Origin of the sequence: Agrobacterium genomosp. 13 str. CFBP 6927, assembly GCA_900012615.1 — a bacterium.
GTDB lineage: Bacteria > Pseudomonadota > Alphaproteobacteria > Rhizobiales > Rhizobiaceae > Agrobacterium.
Window position 1 is genome coordinate 2154120 of sequence record LT009757.1, and the last position, 18054, is coordinate 2172173.

13 protein-coding genes are annotated in these 18054 nt (G+C 59.6%); 12 read left to right on the plus strand and 1 reads right to left on the minus strand.

Translation table 11 applies throughout. From position 1 onward, the window contains the following. Positions 1-150 precede the first annotated feature (150 nt). From AGR13A_RS24065 to AGR13A_RS24115, 11 genes are all read left to right on the plus strand, one after another. On the plus strand, positions 151-1617 hold the full coding sequence (locus AGR13A_RS24065) for an alpha-glucosidase/alpha-galactosidase (protein ID WP_080840087.1): 1467 nt from the start codon (positions 151-153) through the stop codon (positions 1615-1617). Positions 1618-1725: 108 nt separating this feature from the next. Then, positions 1726-3813, plus strand: coding sequence for an ABC transporter substrate-binding protein (locus tag AGR13A_RS24070; RefSeq protein ID WP_080840089.1), 2088 nt, complete (start codon positions 1726-1728; stop codon positions 3811-3813). A 145-nt stretch (positions 3814-3958) separates the two neighbouring features. Further along, positions 3959-4966, plus strand: coding sequence for an ABC transporter permease (locus AGR13A_RS24075; RefSeq protein WP_080840091.1), 1008 nt, complete (start codon positions 3959-3961; stop codon positions 4964-4966). Between the two features lies 1 nt (position 4967). Next, entirely contained in the window at positions 4968-6104 is a 1137-nt protein-coding gene (locus AGR13A_RS24080; RefSeq protein WP_080840093.1) for an ABC transporter permease, read from the plus strand. A 12-nt stretch (positions 6105-6116) separates the two neighbouring features. Continuing rightward, entirely contained in the window at positions 6117-7787 is a 1671-nt protein-coding gene (locus AGR13A_RS24085; protein WP_080840095.1) for an ABC transporter ATP-binding protein, read from the plus strand. Between the two features lie 22 nt (positions 7788-7809). Then, the gene (locus AGR13A_RS24090) at positions 7810-9183 is read left to right on the plus strand and encodes an alpha-glucosidase/alpha-galactosidase (protein WP_080840097.1); all 1374 of its coding nucleotides are present in this window, start codon (positions 7810-7812) and stop codon (positions 9181-9183) included. A 472-nt stretch (positions 9184-9655) separates the two neighbouring features. Continuing rightward, positions 9656-10720, plus strand: a complete 1065-nt coding sequence (locus AGR13A_RS24095; protein ID WP_080840099.1) for an HlyD family secretion protein — start codon at positions 9656-9658, stop codon at positions 10718-10720. A gap of 11 nt (positions 10721-10731) precedes the next feature. Beyond that, positions 10732-13509, plus strand: coding sequence for a ribosome-associated ATPase/putative transporter RbbA (gene rbbA, locus AGR13A_RS24100; protein WP_080840469.1), 2778 nt, complete (start codon positions 10732-10734; stop codon positions 13507-13509). Continuing rightward, positions 13506-14624, plus strand: coding sequence for an ABC transporter permease (locus AGR13A_RS24105; RefSeq protein ID WP_035224907.1), 1119 nt, complete (start codon positions 13506-13508; stop codon positions 14622-14624). The genes rbbA and AGR13A_RS24105 overlap by 4 nt, the downstream gene beginning before the upstream one ends. Positions 14625-14759: 135 nt before the next feature. Next, complete coding sequence (locus AGR13A_RS24110) at positions 14760-15362, plus strand: hypothetical protein (RefSeq protein WP_035224908.1); 603 nt, start codon at positions 14760-14762, stop codon at positions 15360-15362. A 169-nt stretch (positions 15363-15531) separates the two neighbouring features. Further along, on the plus strand, positions 15532-15678 hold the full coding sequence (locus tag AGR13A_RS24115; RefSeq protein WP_077983920.1) for a DUF1127 domain-containing protein: 147 nt from the start codon (positions 15532-15534) through the stop codon (positions 15676-15678). A gap of 480 nt (positions 15679-16158) precedes the next feature. Here AGR13A_RS24115 and AGR13A_RS24120 read toward each other — a convergent pair whose 3' ends face one another. Then, positions 16159-16602, minus strand: coding sequence for a response regulator (locus tag AGR13A_RS24120; RefSeq protein ID WP_080840101.1), 444 nt, complete (start codon positions 16600-16602; stop codon positions 16159-16161). Between the two features lie 377 nt (positions 16603-16979). Between AGR13A_RS24120 and ftsZ the strand changes: the two genes are divergently transcribed. Beyond that, the gene (gene ftsZ, locus AGR13A_RS24125; protein ID WP_003499495.1) at positions 16980-17942 is read left to right on the plus strand and encodes a cell division protein FtsZ; all 963 of its coding nucleotides are present in this window, start codon (positions 16980-16982) and stop codon (positions 17940-17942) included. Positions 17943-18054: the final 112 nt, after the last annotated feature.

An 18054-nucleotide genomic window follows, 5' to 3' on the forward strand; every position in this document is an offset into this window, starting at 1 on the left:
CGATCCGAGGAGACAGCCAGCGGGATATTGCTGCTGAAAAATTGGGAGTAAGGCCGGTTTTCCGGGATTCTTACGGGTATTTTTCTGTGGTGCCATATTTACGATCCTTTGGCCCGTTTCACCCGTTCGATTTGCAACAGAGGTGGCGTTATGAGTTTCAAAATCGCTATTATTGGCGCAGGCAGCGTCGGTTTCACGAAAAAACTGTTCACCGATCTCCTGGGCGTGCCGGAGTTTCGCGATATTGAAGTCGCGCTGACGGATATCAGCCAGCACAATCTCGATATGATCAGGGCGATCCTCGAAAAGATCGTCGAGGCCAATGGTTTCCCCGTCAAGGTGACGGCCGATACCGACCGCAGGCGGGCGCTCGAGGGCGCGAAATACATCATCAGCTGCGTGCGGGTCGGCGGCCTTGAGGCTTATGCAGACGATATCCGTATTCCGCTGAAATACGGCATCGACCAATGCGTGGGCGATACGATCTGCGCTGGCGGCATCCTCTATGGCCAGCGCAACATTCCCGTCATTCTGGATTTCTGCAAGGATATTCGCGAAGTCGCCGCGCCGGGCGCGAAATTCCTGAACTATGCCAACCCCATGGCCATGAACACTTGGGCGGCCATCGAATATGGCAAGGTGGATACGGTCGGCCTCTGCCACGGCGTGCAGCACGGCGCGGAACAGATCGCCGAAATTCTCGGTGCGAAAAGCCTGTCTGAGCTGGATTACATCTGCTCCGGCATCAACCACCAGACATGGTTCATCGATCTGAGGCTCAACGGTCGCAAGATTGGCAAAGAAGAGCTGGTCGCCGCCTTCGAGGCGCATCCGGTCTTCTCGCAGCAGGAGAAGTTGCGCATCGACGTGCTGAAGCGGTTCGGTGTCTATTCGACGGAAAGCAACGGCCATCTCTCCGAATATCTGCCGTGGTATCGCAAGCGGCCGGAAGAAATCGCCCGCTGGATCGACATGTCCGACTGGATTCACGGCGAAACCGGCGGTTATCTCCGCCACTCCACCGAAACGCGCAACTGGTTCGAAACCGAGTTTCCGCAGTTCCTCGCCTCGGCCGCAAAGCCGATCGATCCGGCCAAGCGCTCCAATGAACATGCGAGCCACATTCTGGAAGCGCTGGAGACAGGGCGTGTCTATCGCGGTCATTTCAACGTTAAGAACAATGGCGTCATCACCAATCTGCCAGCCGACGCCATCATCGAATCCCCCGGTTTCGTCGACCGTTTCGGCATCAACATGGTCTCGGGCGTGACCCTGCCGGAAGCCTGTGCGGCCACCTGCATGGCGTCCATCAATGTGCAGCGCATGTCCGTGCATGCGGCGGTGAGCGGCGATATCGATCTGCTGAAGCTAGCCGTGCTGCATGATCCGCTGGTCGGCGCCGTCGCCACGCCGGAGGAGGTCTGGCAGATGGTGGATGAGATGGTCGTCGCGCAGGCGCGCTGGCTGCCGCAATATGCCCATGCAGTACCGGCGGCGAAGGAACGGCTTGCGAAATCCAGCGTCAAGACCCGCGACTGGGCCGGTGCCGCCCGCCGCAATGTGCGCTCCATCGAAGAACTGCGGGCCGAAAAGTCGGCGCTGAAAAAGGCTGTTTGAAGGAAAAGGCATGGGAACAGGCCGGGCGGCGAAAGGGAGTTCGCCGCCACGGCCAGAACGATCACAGAGGGTGGGCGGTCGAAGAGCTGCCATTTGGGAGGAATGACGATGTTACTTCAACGCAGGATCGGTATCATCTCGGCACTGGGTCTCGGTGTTTCGATGATCGCACTCAATGCGAATGCCTTCGAGACCACCACGCCGCCGGAGCCGCCGCAATTTCCGGCCGAAGGCAAGATCAATTACGTGGCGCGCGACTCGATCCTCGAATTCAAGGCGCTGCCTGATTACAGCGAGCCTGACTGGGTCAGCGAGAAATTCGAAAAGACCGGCAAGCTGCCGCCCTTGAAAGAGCGCCTGCCGGAAGAACCGCTGGTCTACAAGACCGGCAATATGCCCGATGGTATGGGCGTTTACGGCGATACGATGCGCCATGTGGTCGGCGGCAGGCCCGAGGGCTGGAACTATATTGCCGGCCAGAGCCAAGGCTGGGGCGGCATCGATATCGCCCTTTCCGAATGCCTGACGCGCACGGCACCACTCTTCCAGGTGGATGCCAAGGATACCGAACCGCTGCCCAATCTGGCCAAAAGCTGGGAATGGTCCGAGGATGGCCACAAGCTGACGATGCATCTCGTCAAGGGCGCCAAATGGTCGGATGGCGAGCCCTTCAACGCCGATGACGTGATGTTCTACTGGGAAGATGCGGTCGTCGATCCCAATGTTTCACCGCTTGGCGGCGGCGCATCGCCCGAGGCCTTCGGTGAGGGAACGACGCTCACGAAGGTTGATGATTATACCGTGGAGTGGACCTTCAAGAGCGCCTTTCCCAAGCAATATCTCTACACCATGGCCTATCCGAGCTTCTGCCCCGGGCCGTCGCATATCCTGAAACCGCAGCATCCGAAATATTCCAAGAATACCTATAACCAGTTCAAGAACGCTTTCCCGCCGGAATATATGAACATGCCGGTCATGGGGGCATGGGTGCCGGTCGCTTATCGTCCCGATGACATCATCGTGCTGCGACGCAATCCCTATTACTGGAAGGTCGATGAGAAGGGCCAGCAACTGCCTTATCTCAACGAGGTCCACTATAAGCTTTCCACCTGGGCCGACCGCGATGTGCAGGCCGTGGCGGGATCGGGCGATTTCTCCAACCTCGAACAGCCGGAAAATTTTGTCGCCTCGCTGAAACGCGCCGCCGACCCCAATGCGCCGGCGCGCCTTGCCTTCGGGCCGCGCCTCATCGGCTATAATCTGCAGATGAATTTTTCCGCCAATGGCTGGGGCAATCCGGATGAGCGCGGGCAGGCCATTCGCGAGCTGAACCGAAACGAGGTGTTCCGCCAGGCCGTGACGTCGGCCATCGACCGCAAGGCAGTCGGCGACTCGCTGGTGAAGGGGCCTTTCACGGCGATCTATCCGGGCGGCATTTCGTCTGGCACCAGCTTCTATGACCGCGCCTCCACGGTCTATTACCCCTTCAATCTCGAGGCCGCCAAGGCCGCACTCGCCTCGATTGGCCTGAAGGACACGGATGGCGATGGTTTCCTGAATTTCCCGAAGGAAACACTTGGCGGTCGCAATGTCGAAATTACCCTTCTGGTCAATAACGGTTACGCGACGGACAAGAGCCTCGCGGAAGGTCTCGTCGGCCAGATGGCGAAACTCGGCCTGCGCGTCGTCATCAACAGCCTCGATTCCAACCAGCGTGATGCCGCCCATTATGGCGGGCAGTTCGACTGGCTGGTGCGGCGCAATTCCACCGAGCTTTCGTCCGTGGTGCAGAATACCGAGCAGCTTGCCCCTGTCGGCCCGCGCACCAGCTGGAACCATCGCTCGCCCGAAGGCAAGGAACTCGATCTGATGCCGTTCGAGAAGGAGATGGCCGACATCGTTCGCAAGTTCATCTCCTCGCAGGACAATGCCGAGCGGGCGGAACTGATGAAGCAATATCAGAAGGTCTACACGCAGAACCTCTATACGATTGGTCTCACCGAATATCCCGGCGCGCTCATCGTCAACAAGCGGTTCTCGAATGTGCCGCAGGGCACGCCGATCTTCATGTTCAACTGGGCCGAAGATTCCATCATTCGCGAACGCCTTTGGGTCGCAGCGGATAAGCAGGGCAAATACGAACTCTTCCCGCAGCAGCTTCCCGGCAAGCCGGGTGAGGGCGGGCCGATCAACTAAAGCATTTCCGGTAAAACTGGACCCCGGTTTCCCGTCCGGAAATGCGAATATCTTGAAGTACTCCTCCCGGAGAACACCCGGTACCGGTCGCGCGTGAAGCGCGGCCGGAGACACACGGCCAATCCAAACCGAGGAAGACCGTTCGATGCTGAGATTTCTGACGATACGTGTAGCATCCGCCATTCCGGTGCTGTTGATCCTGAGCGTGGTAACCTTCGCCATCATTCAGGCACCGCCCGGCGATTATGCCGATTACATCCGCTCGCAGCTGATGAACCAGGGCGGCGCGTCTTTCGAACAGGCGGAAGCGCAGGCGCAGGCCTATCGTGTCGAACACGGCCTCGATAAGCCGCTCGTCATTCAATATTTCAACTGGATCGGCGGCATCGTCACCCGTGGCGATTTCGGTTACAGCTTCTATTACAACAAGCCGGTCGCCGATGTGGTTGGCGAACGCCTGCCGCGCACCATTGCGCTGGCGCTGGTCTGCCACATCTTTGCATCCGTTCTCGGCATCGCCTTCGGCATTTGGGCGGCTACACGGCAATATTCCTGGGTCGACAATCTTCTGTCGACCATCGCCTTCCTCGGCATGACGATCCCGCGTTTCCTGATGGCGCTGATCCTCGTCTATCTCATGGTGTTTCATTTCGACGTGTCTGAGATCGGCAGTTTCTTCTCGCCGCAATATGGCGGCGCGCCGTGGTCGTGGGGCAAATTCGTCGATCTTGTCAGCCACGTCTGGCCGGTGGTCGCCATCGCCGTCTTCGGTGGGCTGGCCTATAATATGCGGGTGATGCGCGGCAATCTGCTCGATACGCTGAATGCGCAATATGTCGAGACGGCCCGCGCCAAGGGGCTTTCGGAGGGCGCGGTCATCATGCGCCATGCCGTTCCGAACGCCGTGCACCCGCTCGTCATGTATCAGGGCGTCGTGTTGCCCTACATGCTGAGCGGCGAGATCGAAACCGCGATCATCTTCGCGCTGCCGACCGTCGGCCCGGCCATTGTCGGCTCCATGGCGGTGGGCGATGTCTATGTCACCGCAACCTTCATGATGGTGCTGGCTGCGACCCTGGTCGTCGGCAACATCATCGCCGACATGCTGCTTGCCATGCTCGACCCGCGCGTCCGCGAATTCGGGAGGGCCTGAGATGATGGCGTTTGACGAGATGAAGACCGAAACCGCCGCCCCCGCAAAACCCGACCGCTCCGCCCATGGCAATGAGAGCTATCTCGCACTTGTCTGGCGTCGTCTGAGGCGCTCATTCACCGGCATGATCGGACTGGTGCTGGTGGTCGTGCTGATCCTCATTGCCATCTTCGCGGATTTCTTCGCGCCGATGAATCCGCTCGAAACCCATGGCAGCTTCTCGCCGCCGCAGGTGGTTCGTTTCACCGACAAGGATGGAAATATCAGTCTCGCGCCTCGGGTCTACGCCATCGCCGAGACCGAAGAACTCGATCCGATCACCTTCCAGCCCATCGTCGGGCCCGACTATGACAATCCCGTCTATCTCGGCTTTTTCGTCAAAGGTGCGGAATACAGGCTTTTGGGTCTCATCCCGATGAGCCGGCATTTCTTCGGCTCGACGGACGGCCAGCCGGTGCATTTTCTCGGCACTGACAAGTTCGGACGCGACGTGCTGTCGCGCGCCATCTATGGCTCGCGCATCTCGCTTGCCATTGCCTTGAGCGTCGTCGCCATCGTCACCGTCATCGGCACCAGCGTCGGGTTGATATCAGGATATTTCGGCGGGCCGCTGGATGCCTGGGTGCAGCGTTTCGTGGAGGTAGTACTGGCCTTCCCGCAATTGCCGCTCTATCTCGCGCTGACCTCGCTCATTCCCGTCACCGCACCGACCACCGTTTTCCTTGTCTTCGTGGTCGGCGTCATGTCGGCGCTCGGCTGGGCGCAGATGTCGCGGGAGGTGCGGGGCAAGACGCTGGCGCTGGCGCGTATCGATTATGTGCGGGCGGCGATTGCCGTCGGGGCGACCGACCGGCGCATCATCTTCCAGCACATTTTGCCGAATGTGATGAGCCACGTGATCGTCGCCGTGACGCTGCATATTCCGAGCGTCGTGCTGCTCGAATCCTTCCTCGGTTTCCTCGGCTTTGCGGTCAAGCCGCCGCTCATCTCCTGGGGGCTGATGCTGCAGGATACCGCGACCTATTCCGTCATCGGTTCCTATCCCTGGATTCTCGCACCGGTCGGTTTCGTGCTGGTCACAGTCTTCGCCTTCAACGCGCTGGGCGATGGCCTGCGCGATGCCGTCGATCCCTATTGAGAGGAGCGTAATATGGTTGCTGCTGCACAAAATAACACTTACGCGCCCGCCATCCGCTTCGATGCCGATGACCGAAACGACGACGCCATCATCGATGCGCGCAACATTGCCGTGACCTTCAAGGTGGAGCACGGCACGGTGGAAGCGGTGAAGGACATCTCCTTCCAGCTTTACCGGGGCGAGACGATTGCCATCGTTGGCGAATCCGGTTCGGGAAAATCCGTCACGGCCCGCACCATCATGGGGCTTTTGACGAAGCGGGCGTCCGTTTCGAAATCTGCGACCGTGCGTTTCAACGGCGACGACATTCTGAAGTTTTCCAGCCGCCAGCGGCGGGCGCTGCGCGGCAACCGCATCTCGATGATCTTTCAGGAACCGATGAGTTCGCTGAACCCGATCTATACGATCGGCAGCCAGATCGTCGAGGCGATCCGCGTTCATTCGAAACTGAGCCGGAAAGAGGCCGAGGCGAGGGCGCTTGATCTTCTGCGGCAGGTGCAGATACCGGAGCCGGAAGCGCGGCTGAAGCAATATCCGCATCAGCTGTCCGGCGGCCAGCGGCAGCGTGTGATGATCGCCATGGCGCTTTCCAACGATCCGGATGTGCTGATTGCCGATGAGCCAACCACCGCGCTCGATGTGACGGTACAGGCGCAGATCCTCAACCTCATCCGCGACCTTCAGAAGAAGCGCGGCATGGCCGTGGTTCTCATCACCCATGACCTGACGATCGTGAAGCAGTTTTCCGATTACGTCTATGTCATGCAGCATGGCGAGATGCGCGAGCACAACACCACGGAAAAGCTGTTTGCAGCGCCGCAGCACCCCTATACGAAAAAGCTGCTTGCTTCCGAACCACATGGCACGGCGAAACCGCTGCCGGAAAATTCCGGCGTGCTGCTGACGGCGAATGGCGTGCGGGTCTCTTTCATGATGCGTTACGGCGGCCTGTTCAAACCGGAGCTGAAGGAGCTGATCGCCGTCGACAGTCTGGGCCTCACCCTCAATCGTCACGAGACGCTTGGGCTCGTTGGTGAATCCGGTTCCGGCAAGACGACATTCGGCCAATCTCTGCTGCGGCTGAACGAGCCGGTGGCCGGGGAGGTGATCTTTGACGGGGAGAGGGTCGATGGCCGCTCCCGCGCGCAAATGCGGCCTTTGCGTTCGCGCATGCAGATCGTCTTTCAGGATCCCTTCGCCTCGCTCAATCCACGCATGACCATCGGCCAGATCATCGAGGAAGGGCTTGTCATCAACGGCCTTGGCCGGACCAGGGCCGAAAGGCTGGACCGGGTGCGCGACGCGCTGGAGGCGGCGGGCATGCCCGGCAATATCCTCTCGCGTTTCCCGCATGAATTTTCCGGCGGCCAGCGCCAGCGCATCGCCATTGCCCGCGCCGTGGCGCTGGAGCCGGAATTCATCCTGCTCGATGAGCCGACCTCGGCGCTCGATCTTTCCGTGCAGGCGCAGATCATCGACCTGCTCCGCAAGCTGCAGGATGAGCGGGGCCTGAGCTACCTGTTCATCTCGCACGACCTGAAAGTGGTCCGCGCGCTCTGCCACCGCGTCATCGTCATGCAGCGCGGCAGGATCGTCGAGCAGGGGCCCGTCGAGGACGTGCTGACCAATCCGAAAACCGAATATACCCAGCGGCTCGTCCGGGCCGCCTTCGAAATCGCTTGAATGCCAAATGCCGGAGGTAGAAATGGCAAGAGATCCCAAGATCACATTTATCGGCGCAGGTTCCACCGTGTTCATGAAGAACATCATCGGCGACGTGCTGCAGCGTCCGGCCCTTTCGGGCGCCACCATTGCGCTGATGGACATCAACCGTGAAAGGCTGGAAGAAAGCGCCATCGTCGTCAACAAGCTGATTTCGACGCTTGGCGCAAAGGCGAAGGCAGAGACCTATACGGACCAGAAGAAGGCACTTGCCGGTGCCGATTTCGTTGTCGTCGCCTTCCAGATCGGCGGTTATGAGCCCTGCACGGTCACCGATTTCGAGGTGCCGCGCAAATATGGCCTGCGCCAGACCATCGCCGATACGCTCGGCGTCGGCGGCATCATGCGCGGCCTGCGCACCGTGCCGCATCTGTGGAAGATCTGCGAGGACATGCTGGCCGTCTGCCCCAACGCCATCATGCTCCAATATGTGAACCCCATGGCAATCAACACCTGGGCGATTGCGGAGAAATATCCGACGATCCGGCAGGTTGGCCTTTGCCATTCCGTGCAGGGCACGGCCATGGAACTCGCCCACGATCTCGATATTCCCTATGAGGAAATCCGCTACCGTTCTGCGGGCATCAACCACATGGCGTTTTTCCTCGAATTCGAGCACCGTCAGGCCGATGGCAGCTACAAGAACCTTTATCCCGACCTCGTGCGCGCCTACCGTGAAGGCCGGGCACCGAAGCCCGGCTGGAACCCGCGTTGCCCCAACAAGGTGCGTTACGAGATGCTGACGCGGCTCGGTTATTTCGTCACCGAAAGTTCCGAGCATTTCGCCGAATATACGCCCTATTTCATCAAGGAAGGGCGCGAGGATTTGATTGAGAAGTTTGGCATCCCGCTCGATGAATATCCCAAGCGCTGCATCGAGCAGATCGAGCGCTGGAAGGGGCAGGCCGCAGCCTATCGTTCGGCCGAGAAGATCGAGGTCAAGCAATCAAAGGAATATGCCTCTTCAATCATCAACTCGGTCTGGACCGGCGAATCTTCGGTGATTTACGGCAACCAGCGCAACAATGGCTGCATCACCTCGCTGCCGGCCAATTGTGCGGCGGAAGTGCCGTGCCTTGTCGATCATAACGGCGTGCAGCCTACCTATATCGGCGAGTTGCCGCCGCAGCTCACCGCCCTGATGCGCACCAACATCAATGTGCAGGAACTGACGGTGCGGGCGCTGATGACCGAAAACCGCGAGCATATCTTCCACGCGGCGATGATGGACCCGCATACGGCGGCGGAACTCGACCTCGACCAGATCTGGTCGCTGGTGGACGATCTCCTCGTCGCGCACCGCGACTGGTTGCCGGAGTGGACGCAGGTGGAGGTGAAGCGGGCGCGGGCGGTGTAACGCGCGGTCGCTACAGCAAATACGAGGCTGCAGGTTTCAACCTGCGGCCTTTGACTATTAAAGGTGCAGGCCCTCTCCTCCGTCATGCCGGACTTGATCCGGCATCCAGCCACGGCGTCTGCGCCGTGAGTAGAGAGTCTCGTGCGATCAAGGACTTGATCGCCTGGACCCCGGATCAAGTCCGGGGTGACGAGTGCGGATGATGCGGCCTTGCCAAACGAGGCAGCTTCATATGGCTTTGCAGTCGCTGCTGCCTGCCATCGTCAACCGGTTTAGGCCCTTGCTCGAAACCTCTCATGCACTTGACTTGTGTCAAAGCCACGAAGCGCACCCTCACTTAAACAGCCGCATGACCCGGCCCATTTCCTCAAACAGAAGAAATACCGGGTGCGAATTCTGAACGCGATGGTGGCTGGCTTCTTCGGTTTTTACGTATTACGGTTGAAACCTGAAGGGTTCATGGGGAAGACGGATGTCTAAAAAAGGCTTGCTCATTGGTCTGGTGGTTCTGGCTGTTGCCGTTGCCGCCTATTTCTTCTGGTCGAAGCTGACGGGGGAGGGGCTTCCCGCCGGGTTCGTGGCCAGTAACGGCCGGATCGAGGCGGTGGAGATCGATATTTCCTCGAAAACAGCGGGCCGTCTTCAGGATATCATGGTGCGCGAAGGCGACTTCGTGAAGGCCGGGCAGGTGCTGGCGCAGATGGACACGGCCCAGCTGGAAGCCAAGAAGCGCCAGGCGGAAGCACAGCTTCGCCGCGCTAAAATAGCGACCGATACCGCAAACAGCCTCGTTGCCCAGCGGGAGGCGGAGAAAACATCGGCTCTGGCCGTGGTGGAACAGCGCAAGGCGCAGCTCGATTCCGCCTCCAAGACCAATGCACGTTCGAAACAGCTGCTGACCGGCAACGCGGTGTCGCAGCAGATTGTCGACGACAGCGAAGCGGCCGAGCTATCCGCCCGCGCCACGCTTGCCTCGGCTGAGGCCTCGCTTGCCGCCTCGGATGCCGCCATCAACGCCGCCAGGGCGCAGATCGTCGACGCGGAAGCGGCGGTTGATGCCGCACAGGCGGATATTGAGAGCATCGAGACTGACATCACCGATGCGACGCTGAAATCGCCGCGCGACGGCCGCGTGCAATATCGCATCGCCCAGCCCGGAGAGGTGCTTTCCGCCGGTGGCCGCGTTCTCAATCTCGTCGATCTCGGCGACGTCTACATGACGTTCTTCCTGCCGACGGCCGAGGCCGGCCGCACATCGATGGGGTCCGACGTGCGCCTCATCCTCGATGCCGCGCCGCAATACACCATTCCGGCCAAGGTTTCCTTCGTGGCCGATGTCGCGCAGTTCACCCCGAAAACGGTCGAGACCGAGGAAGAGCGCCAGAAGCTGACCTTCCGGGTGCGGGCGCAGATCCCGCAGGAACTGCTGCAGAAATACATTCAATATGTCAAAACCGGCCTGCCCGGCATGGCCTATGTCCGGCTTGATCCGAAGGCGGCCTGGCCGGAAAATCTCGAACGTAACCTCGTCAAGTGAGGGTGGCCGCCATGGGCACACCCGCCGCGATGAGCAGTGAAAACGACAGGAATGCGCCGGTTGCACGGCTGGCGGATGTGCGGCTGGCCTTCGGCAGCACGGTCGCTCTGGCCGACATATCGGTTGAAATTCCGTCCGGGCGGATGATCGGGCTTATCGGGCCGGACGGTGTCGGCAAATCCAGCCTCCTCTCGCTCGTCTCAGGTGCGCGGGCCATACAGAAGGGAAAGGTGGAGGTTCTGGGCGGCGATATGTCCGATCCGCGCCACCGCGAGGATACCTGCCCGCGCATTGCCTATATGCCGCAGGGGCTGGGCAAGAACCTTTATCCCACCCTGTCCGTGTTCGAGAATATCGACTTTTTCGGGCGGCTGTTCGGGCAGGGCGGCAGGGAGCGGCAGGCGCGCATTGCCGAACTGCTGAAAAGTACCGGCCTCGAGCCCTTTGCCGACCGTCCGGCAATGAAGCTTTCGGGCGGCATGAAGCAGAAGCTCGGGCTCTGCTGCGCGCTGATCCACGACCCGGACCTGCTCATTCTCGATGAGCCGACCACGGGTGTCGATCCACTGTCGCGCCGGCAGTTCTGGGAACTGATCGATTCGATCCGGGCCGGGCGTCCAGGCATGAGCGTCATCGTCGCCACGGCCTATATGGAGGAAGCCGCCGGTTTCGATTGGCTGGTTGCCATGGATGGCGGAAAAATTCTGGCAACGGGATCGCCTGCCGAACTTCTGGAGCGCACCTCGGCTGCCAATCTCGATGCGGCCTTCATCGCGCTTCTTCCGGAAGAAAAGCGCAAGGGTTACCACGAGGTGCATATCGCGCCGCGCAAGGCGAGCGATGATGGTGACTATGCCATCGAGGCCTCGCATCTGAGCATGCGCTTCGGTGACTTTACCGCTGTCGACAATGTCAGCTTCAAGATTCCGCGTGGCGAGATTTTCGGATTTCTTGGTTCGAACGGCTGCGGAAAATCCACCACCATGAAGATGCTGACCGGGCTTCTGGCCGCGAGCGAAGGCGAGGCGAAGCTCTTCGGGCACAAGGTGGATGCCAGCGACATGGCCATCCGCCACCGCGTCGGTTACATGAGCCAGGCCTTTTCGCTGTATTCCGAACTGACGGTGCGCCAGAACCTCGATCTGCACGCGCGGCTGTTCAAGCTGCCCGAAGAGAAAATTCAGCCGCGCATCGCCGAGATGGCGGAGCGCTTCGATCTCGGCGCGGTCATGGAGACTCTGCCGGACGACCTGCCTCTTGGCATCCGGCAAAGACTGTCGCTGGCGGTGGCGATGATCCATTCGCCTGACATTCTCATCCTCGACGAGCCGACCTCCGGTGTCGACCCGGTGGCCCGCGACGGCTTCTGGCAAATCCTTGCCGATCTCTCACGCAACGATAATGTCACGATTTTCATCTCCACCCATTTCATGAACGAGGCGGAGCGCTGTGACCGGATTTCGCTGATGCATGCCGGCAAGGTGCTGATCAGCGATACACCGGACGCGATTACCAAGAGCCGGAATGCGGCAACGCTGGAAGAGGCTTTCGTCGCCTATCTCGAAGATGCGTCCGGCGTGAAAAAGGCGGAACCGGCGGCGGTGCCGGTCGCTAAAGCGGATGTGCCTGTGACGCCACATGCAGCGCCCACCCGCAAACGGTTTTTCGATGTCAGGCGCATGTTCAGCTATACGCGCCGCGAGGCGCTGGAACTGCAGCGAGACCCCATTCGCGGCACGCTGGCGGTGCTTGGCAGCGTCATCCTGATGTTCGTGATCGGTTACGGCATCAATCTGGATGTCGAGGATCTGACCTTTGCGGTGCTGGACCGCGACGATTCCACCATCAGCCGCGATTATGTGCTGGATATAGCCGGTTCCCGTTATTTCATCGAAAAGGAACCGATCCGCGACTATGCCGATATGGACCGGCGCATGCGCGATGGCGAACTGAGCCTCGCCATTGAAATTCCTCCCGGTTTCGGCCGGGATGTGCTGCGCGGCAAGACGGTGGAGGTAGGCGCCTGGATCGATGGCGCCATGCCGCAGCGGGCCGAGACGGTGCGCGGTTACGTGCAGGGCATGCACCAGACATGGCTTGCGAGGAAGGCGGCCGAGATTTACGGCAGTGCGGCGACACAGAGCAGTTTCAGCATCGAAACGCGCTATCGATACAACCCTGATGTCAAAAGCCTTGTGGCCATGGTGCCGGCGGTCATTCCGCTGCTGCTCATGCTCATTCCGGCCATGCTGGCGGCGCTCAGTGTTGTCCGGGAGAAAGAGCTCGGCTCCATTGTGAATCTTTACGTAACGCCAACCACCCGGCTGGAATTCCTGATCGGCAAGCAGCTGCCTTATGTCGCCCTCGGCATGCTCAATTTCCTGCTTCTGACGGCATTCGCCATCTTCATCTTCCGGGTGCCGTTTACGGGAAGTTATCTTGCTTACGCAACGGGAGCCTTGCTCTTCGTCATCATCGCCACCTCGATCGGCCTCGTCATGTCGTCCTTCATGAAGAGCCAGATTGCCGCGATCTTCGGTACGGCCCTGCTGACGCTCATTCCGGCGACGCAATATTCGGGCATGATCGATCCCGTCTCGTCGCTGCAGGGGGCGGGCGCCTTCATCGGCAACATCTATCCCGCCACCTATTTCATGACGATTTCACGCGGGACCTTTTCGAAGTGGCTGGATTTCGCCGGCCTTTCCGGCTCTTTCCTGCCGCTGATCATCGCCATTCCGCTGTTGCTCATCGCCGGCGCCGCTCTCTTGAGGAAACAGGCGTCATGAGGTTGTTTTCGTCCAACATCTTCCAGCTCGGCATCAAGGAACTGCGCGGCCTTGCGCGTGACGGCATGTTGCTGCTGCTGATCGTCTACGCCTTCACGCTGCAGATCTATACCGGCTCCAGCGCGCTGCCTGAGACGCTGAACAATGCCGCCATCGCGATTGTTGATGAGGATCAGTCACCGCTTTCGGGCCGCATCAGCACGGCGTTTTATCCGCCCTATTTTGCGCCGCCAAAGCAGATTTCCATTGCTGAAATGGACAAGCGCATGGATGCAGGGCTCGATACTTTCGCGCTCAACATTCCGCCGGATTTCCAGCGCCGCCTGATGGCGGGGCAGCAGCCGGCCATTCAGCTCAACATCGATGCCACCCGCATGAGCCAGGCTTTCAGCGGCGGCGGATATGTCCAGACCATCGTGACCAGCGAAATCCAGGAATATATGAACCGCTATCGTGGTGCGACCTCGGTGCCGGTGGACCTGACGCTGCGCTCCCGTTTCAACCCGGAACTGGACAAGTCGTGGTTCGGATCGATCAATAACATCATCACCGCCATCACCATGCTGTCCATCGTGCTGACGGGGGCGGCGCTCATTCGCGAGCGTGAGCATGGCACGGTCGAGCATCTGCTGGTCATGCCGGTGACGCCGCTGGAGATAATGCTGAGCAAGGTCTGGTCCATGGGCCTCGTGGTGCTGGTGGCCTCGGCATTTTCGCTGTTCGTCGTCGTCAGGGGGCTGCTTGCCATTCCGATTGAAGGCTCGCTCTCGCTTTTCCTGCTTGGGACCGCCCTGCAACTCTTTGCCATGACCTCGATGGGCATATTTCTGGCGACGGTTGCCGGTTCCATGCCGCAGTTCGGCATGCTGCTGATCCTGTTTCTACTGCCGTTGCAGGTGCTCTCCGGGGCCATGACGCCGCGTGAGAGCATGCCTGACATCATCCAGTATCTCATGCTTCTCGCACCCAACACCCATTTTGTCATTCTGGCGCAATCGGTGCTTTTCCGCGGGGCCGGGCTGGATGTCGTCTGGCCGCAATTGCTGGCGCTTTTGGCCATCGGCAGCGCGCTTTTCGTTTTTGCGCTTCGCCGTTTCAGGCGATTCCTGCGCTGAACCCGGGAAAAATGCCTGTTTTCCCGCCAATTCGCCCGTGTTGAATTTATTGTGTTCGGTAACGGTATGTTCGCCTTCAGGGAATATGCCTATGAGGACGGCTGGGTAAAGCGGGCTTTGTTCAGGAGTAGCAGAATGAATATTGCAGCACGTCTGTCGCTGGCGGCCATGATAGCACTGGCCGCGACATCATCTTTCGCGTCGGAGGATATGACTTCGGAGACGAGCGAAGCGATATTCGGCTTTGCCGGCGCCATGACGAAGGAAGACATGCTGAAAAGCGCGGCTCTCATTCCGGTGGAATATGAGAGGAACGCCATTATTGGTGGCGGTTACCAGTTTTATCCCTACAGCATCGGCAATGTGAAGCTGGGTGGCGAAATCGGCATTGCCGCCAGATTTGGCAAGGGCTTCACCGGTGAGGTCTGGGCGGGGCCGGTTGCGCGTTACGAGCAGATCAAGCTCGGAGAACGGCTGTTCGTCACGCCAAGCTTCACGGCGGGCCTGAGCCTCGTGAACGATGCGCAGCGAGGCCGTGAGCGCGAACAGGAAATCAAGGATGATGGCAACGCCAATGTCCTGTTTTATCTGGGGCCTGAGATCAACGTTTCCTTCAGCGAGGATTCCTCGACGGAATTCTTCTGGCGTCTTCACCACCGTTCCGGCGGCGGCAAGACGCTGGGTAATATGAAGGGCGCAACAAACGCCAACGTCTTTGGCGTCCGCTACAAGTTCTGAAACCTTCCAGTAACGCCGTGCCCCTTTTGGAACCCTTGCATGCAGCGCATGGGTGGCCTGCCTTATTCTGCCTGTTCATTGGGCGAGAGAAAGCGCATATAGGGGGCATCAAAGGACGCCGGAACGAAAACGTTACTGACGTCACCTAAACCTCAGAAAGGGTAATGTCATGAACGTAGCACGCAGCTTCAACAATTGGCGCAAATATCGTCAGACCATCAACGAACTGGGCCGCATGAGCACCCGTGAACTGCACGATCTCGGTATTGATCGCAGCCAGATCACCAGCGTCGCCCGCGCCGCAGTCGGCAAGTAATCAAGGCGAAAATGCCGCTTTTGAATGCCCAAACGCCCGCTTAGCGGGCGTTTTTGTTTTTTGGACTCTGCTGCTGCGATATCACCGTGCTTGATCCTTGGATCGTTGCCTGCAACGGGCGGCGATGTATTCAGGAACGGTGACTGGTGCCATTGCAGCGATATCGCGACGGTCTTGGCGCAATAGTCGCCGGTAATTCTGTCGCCAATATTGGTTATGCGCTAAACGCATATCTGTGCTGCAACCTTGTGCCTGCAAAACGCGCAGGAAAATGTTATCTTCCAACCATCGAAACGGATGTACCTCCTCCCACATCCTTTCGGTATTGCGGGTAATCCACTCCTCCTCCCAAGGATTGCCCCGGGGACAGCGGTTTTCCTCCTCCCATATCGCTGTTCATTTTTTCAAAAAGCCTGCCGCACCTCCTCCCGCGGCAGGCTTTTTTGTTTCTGGCGTTTCACTTCATTGTCAGGGAATAGCTTAGTCGAAGGCCATCATGCCGATGGGCGTGACGGCGCGGGTGCCTGCCAGCTTGGCAAGCGCATAGGCAAGGCATTGTTCAACGGCATCCTGAGGCACGGGTTTAGCGATCACGCCGGCACCGATGCCGAGATTGACCACCACTTCCGGGTTCGCCGTCATGAAAATCACCACGACGCCGTGATCCTGCGAAAGCCGCCTTCCGATTTCGGGGCCGGTCTGGCCATCGGCAAGGTTGACGTCGACAAAGGCGATATCGGCCCGGCTGCCGAGCATGACCGCGTCCTCCAGCCGGTTGGCGATGCCGATGACATTTGCTTCTTCCTGGGCCTGGAGTATGGAATCTTCTATATCCATGGCGATGAGAAACTCGTCTTCCACGATCAGCACGCGCGGCTGTTGCGTGCGGAAACCCGGTTCGCTCTGCAAGACGTCTGCCAACATATGCCTGCCTCCATTCTGTGCGCTTTGGCGCTGCTGGCAAGCAAACACCTGTCGGGGCAACTCGTTCCAAAGTGAGATAAACATGGTGAATGGAGTGTAAACGGCATGGCTTTTCAGCTATCACCTCTGAATAGCGAAGCAGTTGATTCGGTTTGGTTTTCATCCGGGGAAAGGGTGGGGGAACGTCGCCGTAGCGTATTTTTCGCCCCTGGAGTACAGGCCTTTTTGCCGCATATGGCCAAGAGGCTTATTGCAAATTCAAGGCGTTACAGCCTCCTTCCCGCGTGAGGAAGGACGTGCTGGAGCCTAGCCGATCATTCGCGTGCCGCGCTTAAAAACGGCGCGGGACCCTATGAGTTCAGAAAGAGAATAAGACGATGACCCAGTCTCCGCGCGCCACCATTGCCCGCAACACGCCCAATATTGCCGTTATCGGCGTTGGCGGTGGTGGCGGAAACGCGATCAACAACATGATTGCCGAGGGCATCGGCGGCGTCGATTTCATCGCGGCCAATACGGACGCGCAGGCGCTGAAGAAAACCAACGCGCCGAGGCTTGTGCAGCTGAGCTCCGAGCTGACGGGCGGGCTGGGGGCGGGTGCCGATCCTGAAGTCGGCCGGCAGGCGGCGATCGATTCGCTCGATGAGATCATGGATCACCTGAGCGGTTACGACATGTGCTTCATCACCGCCGGCATGGGCGGCGGCACCGGCACGGGGGCGGCTCCCGTCATCGCCGAAGCCTGCCGTGCGAAGAACATTCTGACCGTCGGCGTCGTCACCCTGCCGTTCAGCTTCGAGGGCGCGCGCCGCATGCGGGCCGCCGAATATGGTTTCGCCAATCTGCTGAACACAGCCGATACCGTCATCGTCATTCCCAACCAGAACCTTCTGCGTATTGCGGATGCCGGCACAACCTTCGAAAATGCGCTGAAGACGGCGGACAAGGTTTTGTCGCTGGGTGTGCGTTGTGTCACCGACCTCATCCTGCGCGAAGGTCTGGTCAATCTCGATTTCGCCGATGTGCGTTATGTCATGAAGAATGGCGGGCGTGCGCTGATGGGCACCGCGCAGGCCAAGGGTGAGAAGCGCGCCTCGGAAGCCGCCGCCGCCGCCATTGCCAATCCGCTGCTCGGCGAGCCTTCTCTCAAGGAAGCACGTGGTGCGCTTGTCTCCATATCCGGCGGCAACGACCTGACGCTTTACGAGATCGATGAGGCGATGACGCTGGTGCGCGAGGCGGTGAGCGAGGAGACCGATGTGGTGATGGGGGCTTCCTTCGATCCGACGCTGGACGGCGCCTTCAAGATTTCCGTCGTGGCCACCGGCTTGCGCAATTGATGCTGGCTTGAGGCGGGACATTGCTGGGCCTTTCTTCTCCCCGCCGGGGAGAAGGTGGCCCGAAGGGTCGGATGAGGGGGGCACCCCTCGTCCCGGAATATCTCTGCCCTTG